At 44.6% G+C, this 19,544-nt stretch carries 22 protein-coding genes and 11 tRNA genes; 23 read left to right on the top strand and 10 right to left on the bottom strand.

The window, feature by feature from the left end:
* Positions 1-95 precede the first annotated feature (95 nt).
* The 12 genes from mutY (at position 96) to M9194_RS05470 (ending at position 3,979) form a co-directional block, all read left to right on the top strand.
* On the top strand, positions 96-1,172 hold the full coding sequence (gene mutY / locus M9194_RS05525; protein WP_250611633.1) for an A/G-specific adenine glycosylase: 1,077 nt from the start codon (positions 96-98) through the stop codon (positions 1,170-1,172).
* Positions 1,169-1,444 carry an oxidative damage protection protein gene (locus M9194_RS05520; protein ID WP_250611632.1) on the top strand — a complete coding sequence of 92 codons (276 nt, stop codon included), beginning with the start codon at positions 1,169-1,171 and terminating at the stop codon, positions 1,442-1,444. Before mutY ends, M9194_RS05520 begins: the two co-directional genes overlap by 4 nt.
* Before the next feature lie 144 nt (positions 1,445-1,588).
* Complete coding sequence (gene mltC, locus M9194_RS05515; protein ID WP_250611631.1) at positions 1,589-2,722, top strand: membrane-bound lytic murein transglycosylase MltC; 1,134 nt, start codon at positions 1,589-1,591, stop codon at positions 2,720-2,722.
* A 103-nt stretch (positions 2,723-2,825) separates the two neighbouring features.
* Positions 2,826-2,901 (top strand) — tRNA-Phe (locus M9194_RS05510).
* A gap of 58 nt (positions 2,902-2,959) precedes the next feature.
* Positions 2,960-3,035: transfer RNA gene (locus M9194_RS05505), tRNA-Thr, on the top strand.
* A 5-nt stretch (positions 3,036-3,040) separates the two neighbouring features.
* Positions 3,041-3,116: transfer RNA gene (locus M9194_RS05500), tRNA-Phe, on the top strand.
* Between the two features lie 5 nt (positions 3,117-3,121).
* Positions 3,122-3,197 (top strand) — tRNA-Asn (locus tag M9194_RS05495).
* A 250-nt stretch (positions 3,198-3,447) separates the two neighbouring features.
* A tRNA-Phe gene (locus tag M9194_RS05490) sits at positions 3,448-3,523 on the top strand.
* A 56-nt stretch (positions 3,524-3,579) separates the two neighbouring features.
* Positions 3,580-3,655, top strand: a tRNA-Thr gene (locus tag M9194_RS05485).
* A gap of 36 nt (positions 3,656-3,691) precedes the next feature.
* Positions 3,692-3,767 (top strand) — tRNA-Asn (locus M9194_RS05480).
* 23 nt (positions 3,768-3,790) lie between these two features.
* Positions 3,791-3,866, top strand: a tRNA-Thr gene (locus M9194_RS05475).
* A 37-nt stretch (positions 3,867-3,903) separates the two neighbouring features.
* A tRNA-Asn gene (locus tag M9194_RS05470) sits at positions 3,904-3,979 on the top strand.
* Positions 3,980-4,203: 224 nt separating this feature from the next.
* Here the strand turns inward: M9194_RS05470 and M9194_RS05465 are convergent.
* From M9194_RS05465 to mlaF, 8 genes are all read right to left on the bottom strand, one after another.
* Positions 4,204-4,932, bottom strand: coding sequence for a 1-acylglycerol-3-phosphate O-acyltransferase (locus M9194_RS05465; RefSeq protein ID WP_250611630.1), 729 nt, complete (start codon positions 4,930-4,932; stop codon positions 4,204-4,206).
* Between the two features lie 74 nt (positions 4,933-5,006).
* The gene (murA, locus tag M9194_RS05460; protein WP_250611629.1) at positions 5,007-6,269 is read right to left on the bottom strand and encodes a UDP-N-acetylglucosamine 1-carboxyvinyltransferase; all 1,263 of its coding nucleotides are present in this window, start codon (positions 6,267-6,269) and stop codon (positions 5,007-5,009) included.
* Positions 6,270-6,278: 9 nt separating this feature from the next.
* Positions 6,279-6,533 carry a BolA family iron metabolism protein IbaG gene (ibaG, locus tag M9194_RS05455; RefSeq protein WP_250611628.1) on the bottom strand — a complete coding sequence of 85 codons (255 nt, stop codon included), beginning with the start codon at positions 6,531-6,533 and terminating at the stop codon, positions 6,279-6,281.
* 9 nt (positions 6,534-6,542) lie between these two features.
* Entirely contained in the window at positions 6,543-6,854 is a 312-nt protein-coding gene (locus M9194_RS05450; RefSeq protein ID WP_250611627.1) for an STAS domain-containing protein, read from the bottom strand.
* On the bottom strand, positions 6,854-7,504 hold the full coding sequence (locus M9194_RS05445; RefSeq protein ID WP_431769394.1) for an ABC transporter substrate-binding protein: 651 nt from the start codon (positions 7,502-7,504) through the stop codon (positions 6,854-6,856). Before M9194_RS05445 ends, M9194_RS05450 begins: the two co-directional genes overlap by 1 nt.
* Positions 7,505-7,553: 49 nt before the next feature.
* The gene (mlaD, locus tag M9194_RS05440) at positions 7,554-8,042 is read right to left on the bottom strand and encodes an outer membrane lipid asymmetry maintenance protein MlaD (RefSeq protein ID WP_250611626.1); all 489 of its coding nucleotides are present in this window, start codon (positions 8,040-8,042) and stop codon (positions 7,554-7,556) included.
* A 2-nt stretch (positions 8,043-8,044) separates the two neighbouring features.
* Entirely contained in the window at positions 8,045-8,836 is a 792-nt protein-coding gene (gene mlaE, locus M9194_RS05435; protein WP_250611625.1) for a lipid asymmetry maintenance ABC transporter permease subunit MlaE, read from the bottom strand.
* Positions 8,837-9,631: a phospholipid ABC transporter ATP-binding protein MlaF gene (gene mlaF / locus M9194_RS05430; protein ID WP_250611624.1), complete on the bottom strand. Its 795-nt coding sequence runs from the start codon at positions 9,629-9,631 to the stop codon at positions 8,837-8,839.
* A gap of 249 nt (positions 9,632-9,880) precedes the next feature.
* On the opposite strand from mlaF, the gene M9194_RS05425 reads away from it, so the two are divergent.
* The 11 genes from M9194_RS05425 (at position 9,881) to mgtE (ending at position 18,611) form a co-directional block, all read left to right on the top strand.
* Positions 9,881-10,846: a calcium/sodium antiporter gene (locus M9194_RS05425; RefSeq protein ID WP_250611623.1), complete on the top strand. Its 966-nt coding sequence runs from the start codon at positions 9,881-9,883 to the stop codon at positions 10,844-10,846.
* A 24-nt stretch (positions 10,847-10,870) separates the two neighbouring features.
* Positions 10,871-11,836: a KpsF/GutQ family sugar-phosphate isomerase gene (locus M9194_RS05420; RefSeq protein ID WP_250611622.1), complete on the top strand. Its 966-nt coding sequence runs from the start codon at positions 10,871-10,873 to the stop codon at positions 11,834-11,836.
* Positions 11,837-11,915: 79 nt separating this feature from the next.
* A complete protein-coding gene (lptC, locus tag M9194_RS05415; RefSeq protein ID WP_250611621.1) occupies positions 11,916-12,479 on the top strand; it encodes an LPS export ABC transporter periplasmic protein LptC in 564 nt (187 codons plus the stop codon).
* On the top strand, positions 12,460-12,960 hold the full coding sequence (lptA, locus tag M9194_RS05410; RefSeq protein ID WP_250611620.1) for a lipopolysaccharide transport periplasmic protein LptA: 501 nt from the start codon (positions 12,460-12,462) through the stop codon (positions 12,958-12,960). Before lptC ends, lptA begins: the two co-directional genes overlap by 20 nt.
* 2 nt (positions 12,961-12,962) lie before the next feature.
* Positions 12,963-13,688 carry an LPS export ABC transporter ATP-binding protein gene (gene lptB / locus M9194_RS05405; RefSeq protein WP_250611619.1) on the top strand — a complete coding sequence of 242 codons (726 nt, stop codon included), beginning with the start codon at positions 12,963-12,965 and terminating at the stop codon, positions 13,686-13,688.
* Positions 13,689-13,741: 53 nt separating this feature from the next.
* Positions 13,742-15,220, top strand: coding sequence for an RNA polymerase factor sigma-54 (locus tag M9194_RS05400; protein WP_250611618.1), 1,479 nt, complete (start codon positions 13,742-13,744; stop codon positions 15,218-15,220).
* A 25-nt stretch (positions 15,221-15,245) separates the two neighbouring features.
* Entirely contained in the window at positions 15,246-15,533 is a 288-nt protein-coding gene (gene hpf / locus M9194_RS05395) for a ribosome hibernation promoting factor (RefSeq protein WP_250611617.1), read from the top strand.
* A 2-nt stretch (positions 15,534-15,535) separates the two neighbouring features.
* Entirely contained in the window at positions 15,536-15,982 is a 447-nt protein-coding gene (gene ptsN, locus M9194_RS05390) for a PTS IIA-like nitrogen regulatory protein PtsN (RefSeq protein WP_250611616.1), read from the top strand.
* A gap of 11 nt (positions 15,983-15,993) precedes the next feature.
* The gene (gene rapZ / locus M9194_RS05385) at positions 15,994-16,854 is read left to right on the top strand and encodes an RNase adapter RapZ (protein ID WP_250611615.1); all 861 of its coding nucleotides are present in this window, start codon (positions 15,994-15,996) and stop codon (positions 16,852-16,854) included.
* A gap of 9 nt (positions 16,855-16,863) precedes the next feature.
* Positions 16,864-17,139 (top strand): HPr family phosphocarrier protein, encoded by a 276-nt coding sequence (locus M9194_RS05380; protein WP_250611614.1) that lies wholly within the window; start codon positions 16,864-16,866, stop codon positions 17,137-17,139.
* Positions 17,140-17,252: 113 nt separating this feature from the next.
* A complete protein-coding gene (gene mgtE, locus M9194_RS05375) occupies positions 17,253-18,611 on the top strand; it encodes a magnesium transporter (RefSeq protein ID WP_250611613.1) in 1,359 nt (452 codons plus the stop codon).
* Between the two features lie 573 nt (positions 18,612-19,184).
* On the opposite strand, the gene M9194_RS05370 is transcribed toward mgtE, so the two are convergent.
* Both M9194_RS05370 and M9194_RS05365 read right to left on the bottom strand, forming a co-directional pair.
* Positions 19,185-19,261, bottom strand: a tRNA-Trp gene (locus tag M9194_RS05370).
* Between the two features lie 48 nt (positions 19,262-19,309).
* A tRNA-Asp gene (locus tag M9194_RS05365) sits at positions 19,310-19,386 on the bottom strand.
* Between the last annotated feature and the right edge of the window lie 158 nt (positions 19,387-19,544).

The following is a 19,544-nucleotide window of genomic DNA, read 5'->3' as shown; positions in this document are numbered from 1 at the left end:
CTGGGATGTACTATTTTTTTAGTTGTATTGAGTAGGTAAAGTGTGATGCAATTTCGCCCTCGAACGTGAACGACATACTCAAAGGTGAAAAACCCGTGACTCCTTTTGCTTCCGCAATATTAAACTGGTACGACGCATATGGTCGGAAAAACCTCCCTTGGCAACAAAACAAAACCGCCTATAGCGTTTGGCTCTCAGAGATTATGCTGCAGCAAACTCAAGTAACAACGGTCATCCCCTACTTTGAACGTTTTTTACAACGATTTCCTAGCGTGATTGATTTGGCCGACGCTCATCAAGATGAAGTACTGCACTTATGGACCGGCCTTGGTTACTACGCGCGCGCAAGAAACCTGCATAAAGCAGCGCAAATCGTCCGTGACCAATATCAAGGGGAATTTCCATTAGATTTAGAAGCGATGAATGCACTGCCCGGCGTAGGACGCTCTACTGCAGCTGCGGTGCTATCGTCTGTGTACAAAAAACCATTTGCGATCTTAGATGGTAACGTCAAACGTACACTCGCAAGAAGCTTCGCCGTGCCGGGTTGGCCAGGACAAAAAAAGGTAGAAAACCAACTTTGGGATATCGCGCAAGAACATACGCCAGAAACGGATACTGACAAATACAACCAAGCCATGATGGACATGGGGGCTATGGTTTGCACTAGGAGCAAACCAAAATGTTCACTTTGCCCGGTGAGTGAATTTTGCCTCTCTCACCGTCAAGGTAACCCACTGGATTACCCTGGGAAAAAGCCTAAAAAAGAAAAACCAGTCAAAGAGACTTGGTTTGTGATATTACATCATGATAATCAAGTTTGGCTGGAGCAGCGCCCTCAAACAGGCATTTGGGGAGGGTTATATTGCTTCCCTGAGCATGACAGCCAACAGATCACCTCCCAGCTACAACGTCGCTTTATTAATGACGGGGATATATCCAATGTCTCCCAGCTGATTGCTTTTCGCCATACGTTTAGCCATTACCACCTAGACATCACCCCGATATTAGTCGATATATCAAAACAGCCTGATATGGTCATGGAAGCTGGCCAAGGTCTTTGGTATAACTTATCCCAACCTAAACAAGTCGGACTAGCGGCACCAGTAAAACAATTGCTAGAGTCGCTACCACATGAACTTGATTCGAATATTCACGAGGAAACATTATGAGCCGCACCGTATTTTGCGTCCGCCTGAACAAAGAAGCTGAAGGCCTCGATTTTCAGCTATACCCTGGCGATTTGGGCAAACGTATTTTTGACAACATCTCTAAAGAAGCATGGGCGCAATGGCAACATAAACAAACCATGTTAATCAACGAAAAGAAGCTCAACATGATGGATCCTGAGCATCGTAAAGTAATTGAAACCGAGATGGTCAACTTCCTATTTGAAGGCAAAGACGTGCATATTGAAGGCTATACGCCACCAAGTGACCAATGATTGGCTACACAACGCTTTCCTTGAAGTGAATGCGCAGATTTCACCCTGATTTGTGCATGTGACGTTTACTTGGGTATATACTGTATTTGGCTTCTTCAAGGAGAAGCCAATGATAGGGATGGACGACAATAACTAGGATAGTGCATGAGGACAGCAGTCTTACTACTTTCAGCAATCGCGCTTACCGGATGTAGCCGAGAGTTTATTGAAAGTGTTTATGACGTCGATTACGAGCCCACCAACCGATTTGCCAAAAACCTAGCCCAACTTCCCGGGCAATACACCAAAGATACCGCGGCTTTTGATGCCTTAATTAACAGTTTTTCGGGAAACATCAAAAAACGCTGGGGAAGCAAAGAAATACGTATTGCTGGTAAGAGCAACTACGTAAAATACATCGACAACTATCTGAGCCGAACGGAAGTAAACTTCAGTAAAGGTACGATAATCGTTGAGACTGTCGCTTCAACCGAGCCCAAAGAGCACTTACGTAAAGCCATCATTACCACTCTGCTCACCCCAGATAATCCATCACAAGTCGACTTATTTTCCTCAAGAAGCATTAAGTTAGAGGGCAGGCCCTTTCTCTATAAACAAGTGGTAGACGAAGATAACCAACCAATACAGTGGTCGTGGCGTGCTAATCGATTCGCCAACTATTTAATTGATAATAAACTGAAAGTTAAGAGCGTCGATTTTAAAAAAGCCTATTATGTTGAGATACCCATGGTGAAAGATCAAATGCAGATCCGAAGCTATCAGTATGCGAGCATTGTGCGTAAAGCCGCGCGAAAATACGGTATCCCAGAAGATCTGATCTACGCCATCATCAAAACGGAAAGCAGTTTCAACCCTTATGCTGTGAGCTGGGCAAACGCCTATGGACTGATGCAAGTCGTTCCTAAAACAGCTGGTAGAGATGTATTTAAGCTGGTCAAAAACCGCTCTGGCCAACCATCACCAGAGTACCTATTTAACCCAGAGAACAATATAGATACTGGCACGGCGTATTTCTACTTATTGAAGAATCGTTACTTAAAGGGCGTGCGAAACCCATTGTCACTCGAATACAGCATGATCTCAGCCTATAACGGAGGAGCCGGAGGGGTACTAAACACATTCGACCGAAACCGCACTCGTGCTTTAAGAGATTTAAACGCCTTGCAACCCAATCAAGTTTACTGGGCACTTACCAAGAAACACCCTAGTTCAGAATCTCGCCGTTACCTTGAGAAAGTGACTAAATTTAAAAAAGAATTTAACTCAAACAAAACCTAACTCTCATTTTTGCCTAATTTATCACCAGTCAAACATCATTTCGGCCTTTTTTGCAAAAACAAGTTGACGAGAGAGCGGAAAATCCGTTTAATAGCGCTCCGTTGCCCGGATAGCTCAGTCGGTAGAGCAGAGGATTGAAAATCCTCGTGTCGGTGGTTCGATTCCGCCTCCGGGCACCACAATTTGGTGTTAATGCTTATTGATAAACGATAAGTGCTAGTGCAAAAAATAAAATGTGCCGACTTAGCTCAGTAGGTAGAGCAACTGACTTGTAATCAGTAGGTCACCAGTTCGATTCCGGTAGTCGGCACCATTTTTGCCTCGATAGCTCAGTCGGTAGAGCAGAGGATTGAAAATCCTCGTGTCGGTGGTTCGATTCCGCCTCGAGGCACCATCTATTCCCCCTTAGTTCAGTTGGTAGAACGGCGGACTGTTAATCCGTATGTCGCAGGTTCGAGTCCCGCAGGGGGAGCCACTTTTAAGAAGCCGCAGTGAAAACTGCGGCTTTTTTTGTATTCAGTATTCGCCCCGATTCCCTCTCTCACTCTTCAGCGACTCCTAAATATGGCTTAACGATTTAGGTATGCTTTCTCACCAATTAACCAATATCCTTGACAACAAAATAGACAAAAACATTAAACTAAGTACATAAAAGCAACAAACGACACTTTTTTTGCAATTTGATGTTGACCTCCACCAGGAAAAACCGTTTAATACACCCCGTCGCCCGGATAGCTCAGTCGGTAGAGCAGAGGATTGAAAATCCTCGTGTCGGTGGTTCGATTCCGCCTCCGGGCACCACGATTTTCAGTGAGTGCTTATAGAGAAACTCTAAGCGCTGACAATAAATTAAGTGCGCCGACTTAGCTCAGTAGGTAGAGCAACTGACTTGTAATCAGTAGGTCACCAGTTCGATTCCGGTAGTCGGCACCATTTAACTGTTTAAGATAAATAGTTAACAAAGATAATTCCCCCTTAGTTCAGTTGGTAGAACGGCGGACTGTTAATCCGTATGTCGCAGGTTCGAGTCCCGCAGGGGGAGCCATTTTTAGCCGATAGGGCAAAAATGCCGACTTAGCTCAGTAGGTAGAGCAACTGACTTGTAATCAGTAGGTCACCAGTTCGATTCCGGTAGTCGGCACCATTTATTTGTATAAGATAAATGGTTAAGAAAAGATAATTCCCCCTTAGTTCAGTTGGTAGAACGGCGGACTGTTAATCCGTATGTCGCAGGTTCGAGTCCCGCAGGGGGAGCCACTTTTGCAAAACCGCAGTTTTTACTGCGGTTTTTTGCGTTTTACACCACATCGCATCAGTTCAGCACTCTTTATAGTGCCCACTTTCATGCTTCAGCTAACCAAGCTACTCAGCTCCACTCATGAAAGCCTAGCAGCGCACAAAATACAGGGGAGCAGGATTAGCTCGCAGGTACAAAAAAACCAGCTGATTCTCACCAGCTGGCTTTGTAAGGCGAATAAGCACTACTTGGTAGCGTTGCGCTCTGCTACCTCTTTATCAAGCTCTTCGAGCTTTTCCTTCATTTGTGCACGACATAAGTTTGTTAGCTTACGTACGCCTGCCTTGTCGACACCTTCTGTGCTAATTGGTGGCAGGATTTCTACGATCACATGACCATTGTTCCACTTGTTTAGCTTAAGGTGCTTGGTCGAGCTACATACAATTGGGATAATTGGCACTTCTGCTCTAGCAGCAGCATGGAAGGCTCCTGTTTTGAAAGGCAATAGACCTCTGCCACGAGAACGCGTTCCTTCAGGAAACATCCAGACCGATACGTTAGTTTTTTTCATGGTATCGACCACCTGACCAATCGTATCCATGGCTTTCGCTAGGTTTTTCCTATCGATTAAGATGTTGCCAGTCAACCAATACAACTGGCCAAACAAGGGCAAAAACGCCAGACTCTTTTTACCCACAGTCACAACGTTCGGTGTCACTGCGCTCGATACGGTAAACATATCCCAGTTACTTTGATGGTTTGCGACATAAATATGCTGCCCACGCTCGTGGTAGTCTTTTGGGGCACGCAATTCTAGTTTGATACCAAACACTCTCGACATACGTGCAAAGAAACGGCCAAAGGTGAAAACATGCTTTGGGTTTCTTGGGCTTAAAAGGCAATACCCACAGCCAAATACAAACATCAAAACCGCAAAAACTGCTGTGGCAATGATACGAAGTAATGCAATCATTATCGCTCTCCAAAAGAACACAATAAAAAAGCCGAAACCCTCGTTTCGGCTCGTTACAAATTATCGGAGCTTACTTATAACTCTCTGTAGCGCTCTATATTAACACCAAGTGCGGATAACTTGTCTTCTATTTTTTCATAGCCACGATCAATGTGATAAATTCTATCGACAATGGTTTCACCTTTCGCGATACAACCTGCCACAACTAAACTTGCCGAAGCGCGTAAATCGGTTGCCATCACTTGTGCGCCACTGAGTTTTTCAACGTCGCCTAGGATAACCGTGTTACCTTCAATTTCAGCTTTCGCACCCATTCGCATCAACTCAGGCACATGCATAAATCGATTTTCAAATATGTTTTCGGTGATAACTCCACCACCTTTTGCAACCATATTCAGTAGCGTAAATTGTGCTTGCATGTCGGTTGGGAACCCTGGGTGTGGTGCCGTTCTTATGGTGACAGCTTTTAATTCCCTATCTGTCATATCCACACCGATCCAGTCATCACCGACTTCAACTTTTGCGCCTGCTTCTTCTAATTTGGCTAACACAGCTTCTAATAGGCTCGCTTTGGTGTTTCGGCATACCACTTTACCGCCACTTACTGCGGCAGCAACGAGAAACGTGCCCGTTTCAATTCTATCAGCCACTACAGAATGTTGACCGCCGCGGAGATTATCCACACCATCGATCACAATAGTATCAGTGCCTGCACCTGTAATTTTGGCACCAAGCTTATTTAGAAATTCAGCCGTATCTACAATCTCTGGTTCGCGAGCGGCATTATCGAGTATCGTTTGGCCTTCTGCTAATGTCGCCGCACACATAATGGTAATCGTGGCCCCAACACTGACTTTATCCATTACAATGTGAGCACCACGCAACCGCCCATCTACTTGAGCTTTTACATAACCGTCTTCTAGCGTGATGTTCGCACCAAGCTGCTCCAATCCATGTATATGAAGATCTACAGGGCGAGCACCAATCGCGCAGCCGCCAGGTAAAGAGACTTGTCCTTCACCAAATCGAGCAACAAGCGGGCCAAGCGCCCAAATCGAGGCACGCATGGTTTTCACCAAATCGTAGGGCGCGCAATATTCGTTGATGCTACTTGGGTCCACATGCACGGAGCCATTGCGATATACCTTAGCGCCTAATTGCTTTAGCAGCTCCATTGTCGTATCAATGTCCTTTAATTTAGGTACATTGCTCACTTCTACAGGCTCTTCAGCGAGAATGGAGGCAAATAAGATAGGCAGCGCGGCATTTTTTGCACCGGAGATGGTCACTTCACCTGACAAAGGCTCATCGGACCCAATAACACGAAACTTTTCCATTAATAAACCTTACAACGACATCAACTTTTTATCTCTCGCCCACTCATCAGGAGTGAAGGCTTTGATTGAGACGGCGTGAATGTCGTTTCTTTGAATGTACTCCATCAAGGGGGCGTAAATCATTTGCTGTTTTTTCACTCGACTCATACCGTCGAAGCAAGCATCTACTGCCACTACTTCATAGTGGCTCCCCTCACCTTTTACGTGCAGCTCTTCTAGCTTAAGAGCTTCGTTTAAAATTTGTTGTACTTGAGTACTGTCCACAGTCTTACCCTAGTTAATTCGAATATGATCAGCCATAAGCTCTTGAACATTGCTTAGCTTAAATAAGGTGTTCAACTGCTCAGGCACAAAGCTGAGCATTATATGACAATTTTGATTTTTTGCATGCTTTACAAGCTGAATGAGCATCGCCATTCCTGAAGAGTCAACTCTTTCGACACGCTCTAAACTTACATCTAAGTGTTCTGACGTCGGCGACCATTTGCGAACAGATTGCCAAAGGCTTGGTACTGACTCCCTATCTAGGGAGCCAGTAAGCGTTATCTTGTCTTTGTCGTCCAATTGCCACTGCGGATGCGCCATTAGCTTTTACTCGTTTCAAATTGAATAGGTTTTTCCGACAGAGCTTGAAGTCTATTGGCAACTTCTAAGATACCTTTTTGACGAATCTCCCCACTCCATTCTGACTGCTTGCTCGACAGTAGACTAACGCCTTCTGCAACCATATCAAAGGCTGACCATTTGCCTGTTTTTTTGTTTTTAATCAGTTTAAATGCAAGCTGGATGTTCGGTCGTGGTGTATCAATAATATTCACCTTGACTGTCACAATACGTCTGTTTTCATCCATTCGCGGCGCAGGTCCAAACTCTACAGTTTGGTCAGTGTACTGAGTTAACACTTGCGCATAAGAACTTACTAGGTAGTTATGGAAGGCTTTGATAAATGCTTCAACATCGCTTCTCTTCGCCCCACGCAGATTCGGCCCAAGTAATTTAAGTGCGGCATAGGTAGAGTTAACATAAGGCATTAGCTCTTGTTCAACGATCACTTTAAGCATTTCTGGATTCTTGTGGATCGCTTTTTGTTCATCTTTCAAGCGTGAGAAGGTGTGGTTAGCCACCTGTTTCATCATCACGTACGGATCGGTCTGATTGATCTGCTCTGCCTGAGCCGTCGCACTTGTTGACTGGGCGTTAGCCGTCGCAGCTTGCGCAAATGATGGGGCAGAAATCACTAGAGCTAAAGCGGGGATTAATATCTTATTGAGTGACTTTTTCACGTTATTTACCTTTCGAACTCGAGCCACCCACGTTGTAGAGCAACTGGCCAATTAAATCTTCTAAAATCATCGCAGATTTGGTGTCTTCGATGGTGCTACCATTTTTTAACATCGTGTTATCTTCAGGAGTGATGAACCCCGGAATCAAACTCACATATTGCTCACCAATCAGGCCGGATGTGAGAATTTGCAAACTCGACGTTTCTGGAAACTCGTTGTATTTACTGTTGATTGCCATGGTCACCAATGGCAGGAGGGTTTTTGGATCTAATGTAATGCTTGATACTCGCCCAACAACTACCCCACCGACTTTGACAGGAGCCCTGACTTTTAGGCTACCTACATTGTCAAATTCTGCTTTCACAGTGTAAGTATCGCTTGAGCCAAAGCTTTTGACGTCAGCGACTTGAAAAATCATGACAAGAATTGCGCAAATACCAGCAAGTACAAAAATGCCTACTAGTAGCTCTGTTTTACGTGTTTGTTGCATGTTTAGTTCCCAAACATCAATGCTGTTAGTACAAAATCTAGCGCCAATACGGCTAGAGAAGAGTGCACCACGGTGCGTGTTGTTGCTCGACTGATTCCTTCAGATGTCGGAATTGCATCGTAGCCGTTATATAAAGCAATCCAAGTAACAGTAAATGCAAAGACAAGACTTTTAATTAAACTGTTACCTATATCGTAGCCAAGACGAACTGAGTCTTGCATGGTTGACCAGAACGTACCGGGATCGATACCTTTCCAATCCACACCAACTACTTGCCCACCCCAAATACCGACTGCGACAAAAATCATAGTCAGGAGCGGCATGGATATTAGCCCTGCCCAAAGCCTAGGAGCAATGATCCGCTTTAGCGGATCAACTGCCATCATTTCCAAGCTGGATAACTGCTCAGTGGCCTTCATTAGCCCTATCTCAGCCGTCAATGCAGACCCTGCTCTGCCTGCAAACAACAGCGCGGTCACAACTGGGCCAAGCTCCCTTAGAAGAGATAAAGCCACCATTTGGCCTAAATTGCCTTCCGCACTGTAGTCCACCAGCACAATGTAGCCTTGTAAGCTTAATACCATGCCGATAAATAAACCCGACACGACAATAATGGCCAATGACTGAACGCCAACACTGTAGAGTTGTTTAGTTAACAGAGGGAAGTTTTTAATAGGACGTGGGCGAGAAAAAATGGCCCCTAATAGCATTAGCGTTGCCCGGCCGTAGGATTCGCAAGTGCCTATGGCCCTGCGACCTAACGACGCGGTAAACATGGTTAGTTTGTTCAGCATTTAGAACAAGTCCTTCTCTAATGAATTTGCTGGGTAACGAAATGGCACCGGCCCATCCGCTTCCCCCAATAGAAATTGCTTCACTCGCGAGTCTTCGTTTAAACGAAGTTCATCAGGCGTGCCACTTGCAATGATTTTTCCATCGGCTAATAAGTACACCCAATCAGCAATACTCATCACCTCTGGAACATCGTGTGAAACCACAATAGAAGTGACGCCTAACGCCTGGTTTAGATTCCGTATAAGCTCAACCAGTACGCCCATAGTGATAGGATCTTGGCCAACAAACGGTTCATCGTACATGATGAGATCTGGGTCTAGCGCTATCGCTCGCGCTAATGCCGCTCTTCTTGCCATTCCGCCAGATAACTCACTTGGCATAAGCTGCGCGGCCCCTCGAAGCCCTACCGCTTCCAGTTTGAGCAAAACTAAAGTGCGTATAAGAGTTTCATCTAAAGCCGTGTGTTCACGAAGCGGATAAGCGACGTTATCGAACACGGTCAGGTCGGTAAATAATGCTCCAGATTGGAACAGCATGCTCATTTTCTTACGAGCTTGGTATAATTTTTTTCGGCTAAGGGTTGGGATATTATCTCCATCAAAAATAACCTCTCCACTGTCTGGTAAGAGTTGACCTCCAACCAATCTTAGTAGTGTGGTTTTTCCGATACCGGAGGGCCCCATAATAGCCGTCACCTTCCCTTTTGGAACATGCAGGCTGATATCATCGAATATCTTCCTGTCCGCTCTGGAAAAGCTCAGATTTTTTATCGTGACTAAATCTTCATTTGACATGGTGACCTTGCACGCTCCCTACATGAATTATGCATAGACGTGGCAATCATAAGCACAATAGATGAGAATTAAAAGCACTGTTCAATTAAATCTAAGTCAGGTTTGTTGATTCTCCAAACTGTGCGTATCTCACAACGGTAAATTTTGTGCCTTTTGGTAAAATTATTTGAAGTGACGCTTCACATTTAGATCCTAAACGGTCAAAATTAGCGGTCAACTTACTCGATATTGTAAAAGTTAGGGATCATCATGTTCGAAGCGGTAACGTTTCTGATCATCGGCTTGGTGTTTTTGGTATGGAGCGCCGATAGGTTAGTATTTGGTTCAGCAGCATTAGCAAAAAATTTAGGTATTTCACCGCTTGTCATAGGCATGACAATCTTAGCAATGGGCTCTTCCGCGCCTGAAATGGTGGTCTCTGCAACCGCAGCTCTTGCCGGAAAAACCGATACGGCCGTGGGCAATGTCATTGGCTCTAACATTACTAATATCGCGTTAATTATTGGCCTGACCGCCATCATAAAACCACTTTCCATTAGCTCTAAAGTACTCCGCCGAGAACTTCCCTTGATGATAGGTGTCACTTTATTAGCAGGGGCGATTTTATGGGACAATCACTTAGCCTTTTATGAAGGTGTACTACTGTTTATATTATTCGCTGCATTTATTTTGGCGATGCTACAAATTAGCCGTAAAGAAAAAGGCCAGGGAGATCCACTTCTTGAAGAGCAAGAATCTGAGATCCCCACTGGCGTCAGCAATAAAAATGCCTTGGTATGGGTCGTAATCGGCCTGATTTTACTGCCAATCTCTGCTGATGTGCTGGTCGATAGTTCGGTGAAAATCGCGCACTATTTTGGTATGAGTGATCTCGTCATTGGTTTAACCATTATCGCTGTCGGTACCAGCTTGCCCGAACTCGCCGCGACCATTGCAGGTGTGCTAAAAGGTGAAGACGATATGGCGGTTGGGAATATAATTGGCTCGAATGTGTTCAACATTCTTGCAGTCATGGGAATTCCTGGCATTATTCACCCTTCAATTTTGAATGAGCACGTTATGCATCGCGACTATTGGGTCATGCTAGGCGTATCGCTTCTGCTGGTCATTATGGCGCTAGGTAAAACTCGTATCATAAATCGTATTGAAGGCGCGATATTACTTCTGTGCTTTATCGTATACCAAGCGTATTTATTAATGAATGTATCTTCATAGGCTGCTGAAATTTAGGATTTAACCATGTTCAATTATCGAAGCGTTGCACAACAGGTGCTCGATACAGAAATTCAAGCTCTACAGCAGCTCGATCAATATTTTGACGACAATTTCGACCAAGCGTGCGAATTGATATTGTCCAACTCAAACGGCAAGGTTGTTGTGATGGGGATGGGTAAGTCTGGGCACATTGGCAATAAAATAGCAGCATCTCTTGCCAGCACTGGCACCTCAGCTTTTTTTGTTCATCCAGGAGAAGCCGCTCACGGCGACTTAGGCATGATAGAATCTGGTGATATTGTGTTAGCCATCTCTTACTCAGGCGAGTCAACAGAAATACTATCTCTGTACCCGGTTCTAAAGCGTCTAAAAGTTCAAATTATCAGCATAACCGGCAACCCAACCTCAACGATGGCAAGGCTAGCAAACACTAACCTCACCATCAAAGTACCTAAAGAAGCGTGTCCTTTGGGGTTAGCTCCCACATCAAGTACCACCGCTACTTTGGTCATGGGCGATGCCTTGACCGTCGCACTACTTGAAGCAAGAGGCTTCACGGCCGACGATTTTGCGCTTTCCCATCCTGGGGGAGCACTAGGTCGGAAGTTACTGTTAAAGATTTCAGATATTATGCACAGTGGCGACGAGTTACCCATAGTGTCACCTGATACCCCAGTCAGCGAAGCGCTGTTAGAAATCAGCCAGAAAAAGCTCGGCTTTACTGCGGTCATCGATAACGATGAGCAATTGGTAGGTGTTTTCACCGATGGTGATTTGAGAAGAGTGTTGGATAAACGAGTCGATATCCATTCATCTCTCATCAAAGACGTCATGACGAAAAAGCCAACCGTCGCTAACCCAGACATGCTCGCCGTCGAAGGGCTGAATATGATGCAAGAAAAAGCCATCACAGGCCTTCTCTTATGTGAACAAGGAAAGTTGGTAGGAGTACTTAGCATTCACGATTTACTTAAAGCTGGAGTGATGTAATGTTCCAACCTTCTTACCATGAAAAAGAACCCAATATCGCTTTAAGCGTAAGCGCGGTATACCAGCAAGGCCAGAATATATGAAGCTATCTCGCATCATATACACGCTGTTGGTCTTTGTCGCACTATGGTCAGCTTACTATCTGTTTGATAGGGAGCAAGCCTCCAATGAGCAAGTTGCGCCAAATGCCGAATTGCCAATGTTTACTGGAGATAATATAGTCAATGATTCGTACAACTCAAATGGTGTACTGAGCTATATCATCTCCTCAAAACACTTAGAATATTACTCGAATAGTGGTGATACCTACTTTGATCATCCTATTTTAAAAATATATAGAGATGGCACAGTTCAAGAATGGCAAGTCACCGCAGATAAAGGCATTCTTGATAAAAATCACGTGCTCAAATTAAAACAAAACGTACTGGCAAAGAACTTATTACCAAAGTCAGCGTTTGATACTTTTTCCACCACAGAATTGAACATTCAGGTGATAAAAAGAGACTTTTGGACGGACACCCCAGTAACCATGGTGGGCCCACAATTTAAAACGGTAGGACAAGCGATGAAAGGTAACTTTGGCGATCATCAAGCTGTTCTTTTCAACCACGTACAAGGTCGATATGAAAATCTCACACGTTAGTTTGATTGCCTGTTTAATCTTTTCTACAAGCGCATTTGCGCTTTCGACAGACCGCAATCAACCTGTTTACATAGATTCAGACAGTCAGCAACTTGACATGCAAAGTCATAAGGTGACCTTTTTAGGTGATGTGAAGCTCAAACAGGGCAGCATCAATATGAACGCGGACAAAGTGATTGTCTATCGCGATGCCAAAACAGGTGCAGTGAAAGAAATAGAAGGCTATGGCAAACCTGCCACCTTCTCCCAGTTAACAGATGATGGCAAGACTCTACATGGCGAAGCAAACGAGCTTTATTACAGTATGGCCAATGACCAGCTGACCATGATTCAAGATGCCGTACTCTCGCAAGATGACAGTGTCGTTAAAGGCAATAAGATCCGTTACAAGATATCAACACAAACGTTGATTGCTGACGGTACCAACAAAGGCGATCGAGTTTCCACTGTTATACAGCCCCAAACAATGAATCAGAAATAATTATGGCCATATTAAGAGCAGAGCATTTAGCCAAAAGCTACAAAAATAGAAAAGTCGTTTCTGACGTAAGCATCCAAGTCGAGTCTGGCCAAATTGTTGGCTTACTTGGGCCTAACGGAGCAGGTAAAACCACTTCGTTTTACATGATTGTAGGCCTAGTGGCTCGTGACGAAGGCAAAATTATGATAGACGATCAAGACATCAGTATTTTGCCTATGCACAGTCGCTCGCGCATGGGTATCGGCTATCTGCCTCAAGAAGCATCCATCTTCCGCAAGTTATCTGTTGAAGACAATATCATGGCTGTATTACAAACCCGAAAAGAGCTCACTAGGGAACAAAGGCAAGACAGGCTGGAAGATTTATTGGAAGAATTCAATATACAGCACATTCGTCACAGTGCCGGTATGGCACTATCAGGTGGAGAACGTCGACGAGTGGAAATCGCCCGAGCGTTAGCCGCCAACCCACAATTCATATTATTGGATGAACCCTTTGCTGGGGTTGACCCAATATCGGTTATCGACATAAAAAAAATAATTGAACACTTAAGAGATCGTGGCCTCGGGGTATTGATTACCGACCACAATGTTCGCGAAACTCTTGATGTATGTGAGAAAGCTTATATTGTGAGCCAAGGGCATCTCATCGCAGAAGGTACGCCAGCGGATGTTCTCAACAATGAGCAGGTAAAACAAGTTTATCTCGGTGAGCAATTCCGTCTATGATTAAACAGAGCGTAGCGAGATTTTAGAGAAGAATAAAAGGTCAGAATTAGTTAATGAAACCTTCATTGCAACTCAAGCTAGGTCAGCAGTTAGCCATGACACCGCAATTGCAGCAAGCCATCCGCTTACTGCAATTATCTACGTTGGACTTACAACAAGAAATACAAGACGCACTCGACTCAAACCCGCTACTCGATGTTGAAGATGCCACTGAAGACTCGCCTTCTGCTGAAGAAAAGTCGCCCTCAGAGACAAAAGAGGCTTCGGCAGAGGTCAGCGAAACCAGCGAGCCTATCGAAGTCGAGGCCAAAGACAGCTCTGAGCTAATCGAGAAGTCAGAAATTTCGAATGAGCTTGAAATCGATACCACTTGGGATGACGTCTACAGTGCTAACACAGGCAGTACAGGCTTAGCCCTAGATGACGACACCCCTATCTATCAGGGTGAAACCACAGAATCTCTTCAAGACTATCTTATCTGGCAACTCGACCTGACACCTTTTTCTGAAACTGACCGAACCATTGCTCTAGCGATTATCGACGCTATCGATGATTACGGTTATTTAACGGTTTCTACTCAGGACATTCTAGATAGCTTTAATGATGAAGAAGTAGAGCTTGATGAAATTGAGGCCGTTCGAAAACGCATTCAGCAGTTTGATCCCGTCGGAGTTGCCTCTGCAAATTTGCAAGATTGTTTGCTGCTTCAGCTTGCTTCTTTCCCAGAAGATACCCCTTGGCTTTGCGAAGCTAAATTGATCCTGCGCGATCATATCGATCAACTGGGTAACCGAGATTACAAGCAGATCATTAAAGATTCCAAGCTTAAAGAGTCTGACTTAAAAGAAGCGTTGAAACTGATTCAACAGCTCGACCCTCGCCCTGGAAATCGAATCACTTCAGAACACGCGGAATACGTGATCCCTGATGTGTCTGTCTATAAAGATCATGGTAAATGGGTTGTCACCATAAACCCAGACAGCGTGCCAAAACTGAAAGTTAATCAGCAATACGCTTCCCTAGGCAAAGGTAATAGTGCCGATAGCCAATATATCCGCACCAATTTACAAGAAGCGAAATGGCTGATAAAAAGTCTAGAAAGCAGAAATGAAACACTATTAAAAGTCGCTAAATGCATCGTCGAACATCAAAGAGAGTTTTTTGAGCACGGTGAAGAAGCCATGAAACCCATGGTTTTAAATGATGTTGCACTCGCAGTGGATATGCATGAATCAACGATTTCACGTGTGACCACGCAAAAGTTTATGCATACACCAAGAGGGATCTTTGAATTGAAATACTTTTTCTCCAGCCACGTAAGCACGGATAACGGAGGAGAATGTTCATCAACTGCAATTCGAGCACTCATCAAAAAATTGGTGGCGGCTGAAAATACCGCAAAGCCACTCAGTGACAGCAAAATTGCAGCACTTTTAGCTGATCAAGGGATTCAGGTAGCAAGGCGGACCATTGCTAAGTACAGAGAGTCCTTAGGTATCGCCCCTTCAAGTCAGCGCAAACGCCTGTTATAGGCACCACAACAGAGAAGGAAAGTCTATGCAAATTAATATAAAAGGCCATCATGTTGATTTAACCGAGTCAATGCAAGACTATGTGAACTCCAAGTTTCAAAAACTCGAACGCTTTTTTGACCATATAAATAACGTTCACGTTGTATTACGAGTTGAAAAAGTTCGCCAAATAGCCGAAGCTACCCTTCATGTGAATCAAGGCGACATCCACGCAACCGCAGACGATGAAAATATGTATGCCGCTATTGACGCCCTCGTTGATAAGCTGGTTCGCCAACTTAATAAACACAAAGAAAAGTTAAGTAGTCATTAACCATGCAAATAAGTGAAGTACTTACCTTGGACTGCACAAAGAGTGCAGTCCATTGTACAAGTAAGAAACGCGCACTTGAAATGATAAGTGAAATTGCCGCATCTCACACAGGCCAAGATGCCACCGAACTATTTGAGTGTATGCTTAGTCGTGAAAAGATGGGTAGCACAGGTATTGGCAATGGCATTGCGATTCCTCACGCACGAATGAAATCCAGCGATGAGGCGATTGCTGTTCTCATGCAATGTGATGAACCCATTGAGTTTGATGCCATTGACAACCGCCCGGTAGATTTACTCTTTGCTCTTTTAGTCCCAGATGAAAAGTGTAAAGAGCACCTAAAGACGCTTTCATGTATGGCAGAGAAACTCAACGATAAGAAGATTCTCAAGCAATTACGCAGCGCACAAAGCGATCAAGAACTTTATAGCATTATAGTGAATGAGTGAGCCGAAACACTATGCGATTAATCGTTGTAAGTGGTCAATCGGGGGCTGGCAAAAGTGTCGCCTTACGATCATTAGAAGACATAGGGTATTATTGTGTTGATAACCTACCCGTTGATCTGTTTCAATCCTTTGTTCAGTCAGTCAAAACCAGCAATCAAAATGTCGCGGTAAGCATTGATATTCGTAACTTACCCAAAGATCCAACCTTGGTCTCTAAGCTACTTGATAAGCTGAAAAAAGATCGCGATGTCGAAATATTATTCCTCGACGCCACCCAAGATACCTTGCTCAAGCGTTATAGCGAAACTCGCCGTCTTCACCCTCTGTCACTTACTGAGTCAAGCTTAACCCTGTCGCAAGCGATTGAATTAGAAAAAGACATACTCGCTCCCTTAAAAGAAAACGCTGATTTAGTCATCGATAGCTCAAAGCAGTCGCTACATGAGTTAAGCGAGAATGTACGCATGTACGTTGAAGGAGAGCAAAGACAAAAGCTTGTTATGGTTTTCCAATCGTTTGGCTTTAAATATGGGCTCCCAAAAGATGCCGACTACGTGTTTGACGTGCGCTTTCTCCCTAACCCTCATTGGCAACCAGAGCTCAGGCCATTCACAGGCTTAGACTCTCCGGTGAAGACTTTTCTTGAATGCCATATTGAAGTGATAAAACTTCGAGTACAGTTGCAACGTTTTATTGAACAGTGGCTGCCACTACTTGAAAAGAACAATCGCAGTTATTTGACCGTCGCCATCGGCTGTACCGGAGGCAAACATCGCTCTGTTTACCTTACTCAGCAGATAGGTGAATACTTTATGGACATGGGTCACCAAGTTCAAATTCATCATACAACTTTAGAAAAACAAACGCCTTAGAGTTATTGTATGCAATGTAGCAAAACCGTTTTGATCCAAAATCGACTCGGCTTACATGCTCGGGCCGCTATCAAGCTCGTTGAACTCGCTCAATCCTTCAATTCAACCATTACCATCCAAAACCAGGAAGGTAAAGAGGCGACTGCCGACGGCGTAATGGGCCTGCTAATGCTAGAGTCAGCACAAGGACAGCATGTAACCATTATTGCCCACGGACACGATTCACAATCCGCACTTAACGCTATCTGTCATCTTATCGAAGTGAAATTTGACGAAGAAGACTAACCGTTACCGAAATATACAATAAATCTGTAATCCGTCATAAGATGTTATTAAACAATAACTAGAATTCGGTTACCATTTTAAGATTCTATCAATATCTAGTTCAGGAGGAACAGATGACGGATCAAATTGAGTTTGACCAGGCTCACCTAACCCTCCAAGAGATCACAGAAGCGCTCGAAAGCGGCCGGTTTGTTCATGTCAGAAGGCAGTTGCAAGACATGGAGCCAGAGGATATCGCCCTGCTCCTTGAAGCGTCTCCGCGAAAAATACGTGAAGTCCTTTGGCAACTAACCGATCAAGAAGACTATGGCGAAATACTTGACGAGCTTAACGAGGAAGTCAAAGATGCCATTGTTTCAAAGATGCCACCAGAAAAGCTGGTTGAAGCGACAGAAGGCATGGACACCGATGATATTGCCTATGTACTTAGAAGCTTACCCGATGAGCTATCAAGGGAAGTTTTGGCACAAATGGATGCCGCTGATCGCCTACGAGTAGAAACAGCACTTTCTTATCCTGAAGATACCGCTGGCGGGCTAATGAACACCGACGTTATCACAATACGTGGTGACGTTGATATTGACGTAGTATTGCGCTACTTACGTATCAAAGGGGAATTACCTGAAGCAACCGATAGCCTCTATGTGGTTAATGCGGAAAGTAAACTCATTGGCCAGTTATCTTTGTCAACGTTACTCACTACTCAGCCAGATATTCCTGTCAGTGAAGTGATGGAAAGCGCAGATGAGGCCATTGATGTAGAAACTTCCGATACTGATGTTGCCAGCTTATTTGAGAGAAGAAATTGGATTTCTGCTCCCATAGTAGATAACAACTATGTTTTAGTTGGCCGTATCACCATTGATGATGTGGTTGACGTTATTCGTGAAGACGCTGAACACTCAATGATGAGCTTAGCTGGTATGGACGATGACGAAGACACATTCGCACCGGTCATTAAGTCTGCAAGAAAAAGAAGCGTATGGCTAGGAGCAAATGTACTTGCCGCCCTCGCCGCAGCATCTGTATCGAATTTGTTTGAAGCAACCTTAGACCAAATGGCTGCCATAGCTGTACTGATGACTATCGTACCGTCTATGGGTGGTGTGGCAGGTAATCAAACGGTAGCTCTAGTAATTCGTGGGCTTGCCTTAGGCCAAATTGGAGACAGTAACAAACAGCAGCTGTTATACAAAGAAGCGGCAATCGGCTTTTTAAATGGCATCGTTTGGGCGGTAATTATTGGCGGAATTGTGATTCTTTGGAAAGGCAGCTGGCTGTTAGGAAGCATTATATCAGCAGCAATGCTCACGAACTTACTGGTCGCAGGAATCGCAGGCGTTACTCTACCAATTTTACTTAAAAAAATGAAAATAGATCCTGCTCTCGCTGGCGGTATGGCCCTAACGACAGTCACTGATGTAGTAGGACTTTCAGCATTTTTAGGCTTAGCTACTCTTCTTATTAAATAAAGAAACGGCACCTAGTCCCAGGTGCCTTCTTCCCCAAGTCCTCTTACATAAAGTCTTTAAATTCTCGAAACACACCGATTTATAAAAACGACATATCCAGACAAGCTCTAGCCAAAGCTAGAACTATAATATTATGGTAGGGATGGAGATATTCGACCGGGCTGGCACTCCAGCTCCCAACACATCGCTTTGCAAAAGTGACATATACAAAAAAGCTCCATCCGAAGCTAGAGCTTTAAGATTATGGCAGGGGTGGAGAGATTCGACCGGGCTGGCGCTCTAGCTCCCAACACATCGCTTTGCAAAAGTGACATATACAAAAAAGCTCCAGCCGAAGATAGAGCTTTAAGATTATGGCAGGGATGGAGAGATTCGGCCGGGCTGGCGCTCCAGCTCCCAACACATCGCTTTGCAAAAGTGACACATACAAAAAAGCCCCAGCCGAAGCTAGAGCTTTAAGATTACGGTAGGGGGGAGAGATTCGACCGGGCTGGCGCTCCAGCTCCCAACACATCGCTTTGCAAAAGCGACACATACAAAAAAGCCCCAGCCGAAGCTAGAGCTTTAGGATTATGGCAGGGGTGGAGAGATTCGAACTCCCAACACGCGGATTTGGAATCCGCTGCTCTGCCAATTGGAGCTACACCCCTAGAATATTCTATTTATTCTCACTACCCCAAAAGAGAGAGCAGAATAAGTGGCGGAGTGGACGGGACTCGAACCCGCGACCCCCGGCGTGACAGGCCGGTATTCTAACCAACTGAACTACCACTCCGCAGCTAAATTTTTCAATCCAAAGTCTTACTTATGACCGCTTTGGATGGCAAATTGCTGTTGTAGCGCTGTCAGATTTTGATTTGAGAAGCGCAGCGTACAAACGTACGTGAGCATCGCAGAATCAAAAGATGCAAGCTACAGCATCAATTTGTATTC

It is taken from the genome of Vibrio sinus (assembly GCF_023634645.1).
GTDB lineage: Bacteria > Pseudomonadota > Gammaproteobacteria > Enterobacterales > Vibrionaceae > Vibrio > Vibrio sinus.
This window is presented reverse-complemented; position numbering and strand designations above follow the sequence as displayed.

Bases quoted from the DNA above. Each gene is read 5' to 3' on its own strand.
- M9194_RS05450 (WP_250611627.1), bottom strand. From the start codon at position 6,854: ATGGCGCATCCGCAGTGGCAATTGGACGACAAAGACAAGATAACGCTT.
- mgtE (WP_250611613.1), top strand. From the start codon at position 17,253: ATGACGGATCAAATTGAGTTTGACCAGGCTCACCTAACCCTCCAAGAG.
- mlaE (WP_250611625.1), bottom strand. From the start codon at position 8,836: ATGCTGAACAAACTAACCATGTTTACCGCGTCGTTAGGTCGCAGGGCC.
- murA (WP_250611629.1), bottom strand. From the start codon at position 6,269: ATGGAAAAGTTTCGTGTTATTGGGTCCGATGAGCCTTTGTCAGGTGAA.
- mlaF (WP_250611624.1), bottom strand. From the start codon at position 9,631: ATGTCAAATGAAGATTTAGTCACGATAAAAAATCTGAGCTTTTCCAGA.
- lptB (WP_250611619.1), top strand. From the start codon at position 12,963: ATGGCCATATTAAGAGCAGAGCATTTAGCCAAAAGCTACAAAAATAGA.
- M9194_RS05400 (WP_250611618.1), top strand. From the start codon at position 13,742: ATGAAACCTTCATTGCAACTCAAGCTAGGTCAGCAGTTAGCCATGACA.
- M9194_RS05420 (WP_250611622.1), top strand. From the start codon at position 10,871: ATGTTCAATTATCGAAGCGTTGCACAACAGGTGCTCGATACAGAAATT.
- lptA (WP_250611620.1), top strand. From the start codon at position 12,460: ATGAAAATCTCACACGTTAGTTTGATTGCCTGTTTAATCTTTTCTACA.
- rapZ (WP_250611615.1), top strand. From the start codon at position 15,994: ATGCGATTAATCGTTGTAAGTGGTCAATCGGGGGCTGGCAAAAGTGTC.
- M9194_RS05520 (WP_250611632.1), top strand. From the start codon at position 1,169: ATGAGCCGCACCGTATTTTGCGTCCGCCTGAACAAAGAAGCTGAAGGC.
- mlaD (WP_250611626.1), bottom strand. From the start codon at position 8,042: ATGCAACAAACACGTAAAACAGAGCTACTAGTAGGCATTTTTGTACTT.
- mltC (WP_250611631.1), top strand. From the start codon at position 1,589: ATGAGGACAGCAGTCTTACTACTTTCAGCAATCGCGCTTACCGGATGT.
- M9194_RS05380 (WP_250611614.1), top strand. From the start codon at position 16,864: ATGCAATGTAGCAAAACCGTTTTGATCCAAAATCGACTCGGCTTACAT.
- M9194_RS05465 (WP_250611630.1), bottom strand. From the start codon at position 4,932: ATGATTGCATTACTTCGTATCATTGCCACAGCAGTTTTTGCGGTTTTG.
- hpf (WP_250611617.1), top strand. From the start codon at position 15,246: ATGCAAATTAATATAAAAGGCCATCATGTTGATTTAACCGAGTCAATG.
- M9194_RS05425 (WP_250611623.1), top strand. From the start codon at position 9,881: ATGTTCGAAGCGGTAACGTTTCTGATCATCGGCTTGGTGTTTTTGGTA.
- lptC (WP_250611621.1), top strand. From the start codon at position 11,916: ATGAAGCTATCTCGCATCATATACACGCTGTTGGTCTTTGTCGCACTA.
- ptsN (WP_250611616.1), top strand. From the start codon at position 15,536: ATGCAAATAAGTGAAGTACTTACCTTGGACTGCACAAAGAGTGCAGTC.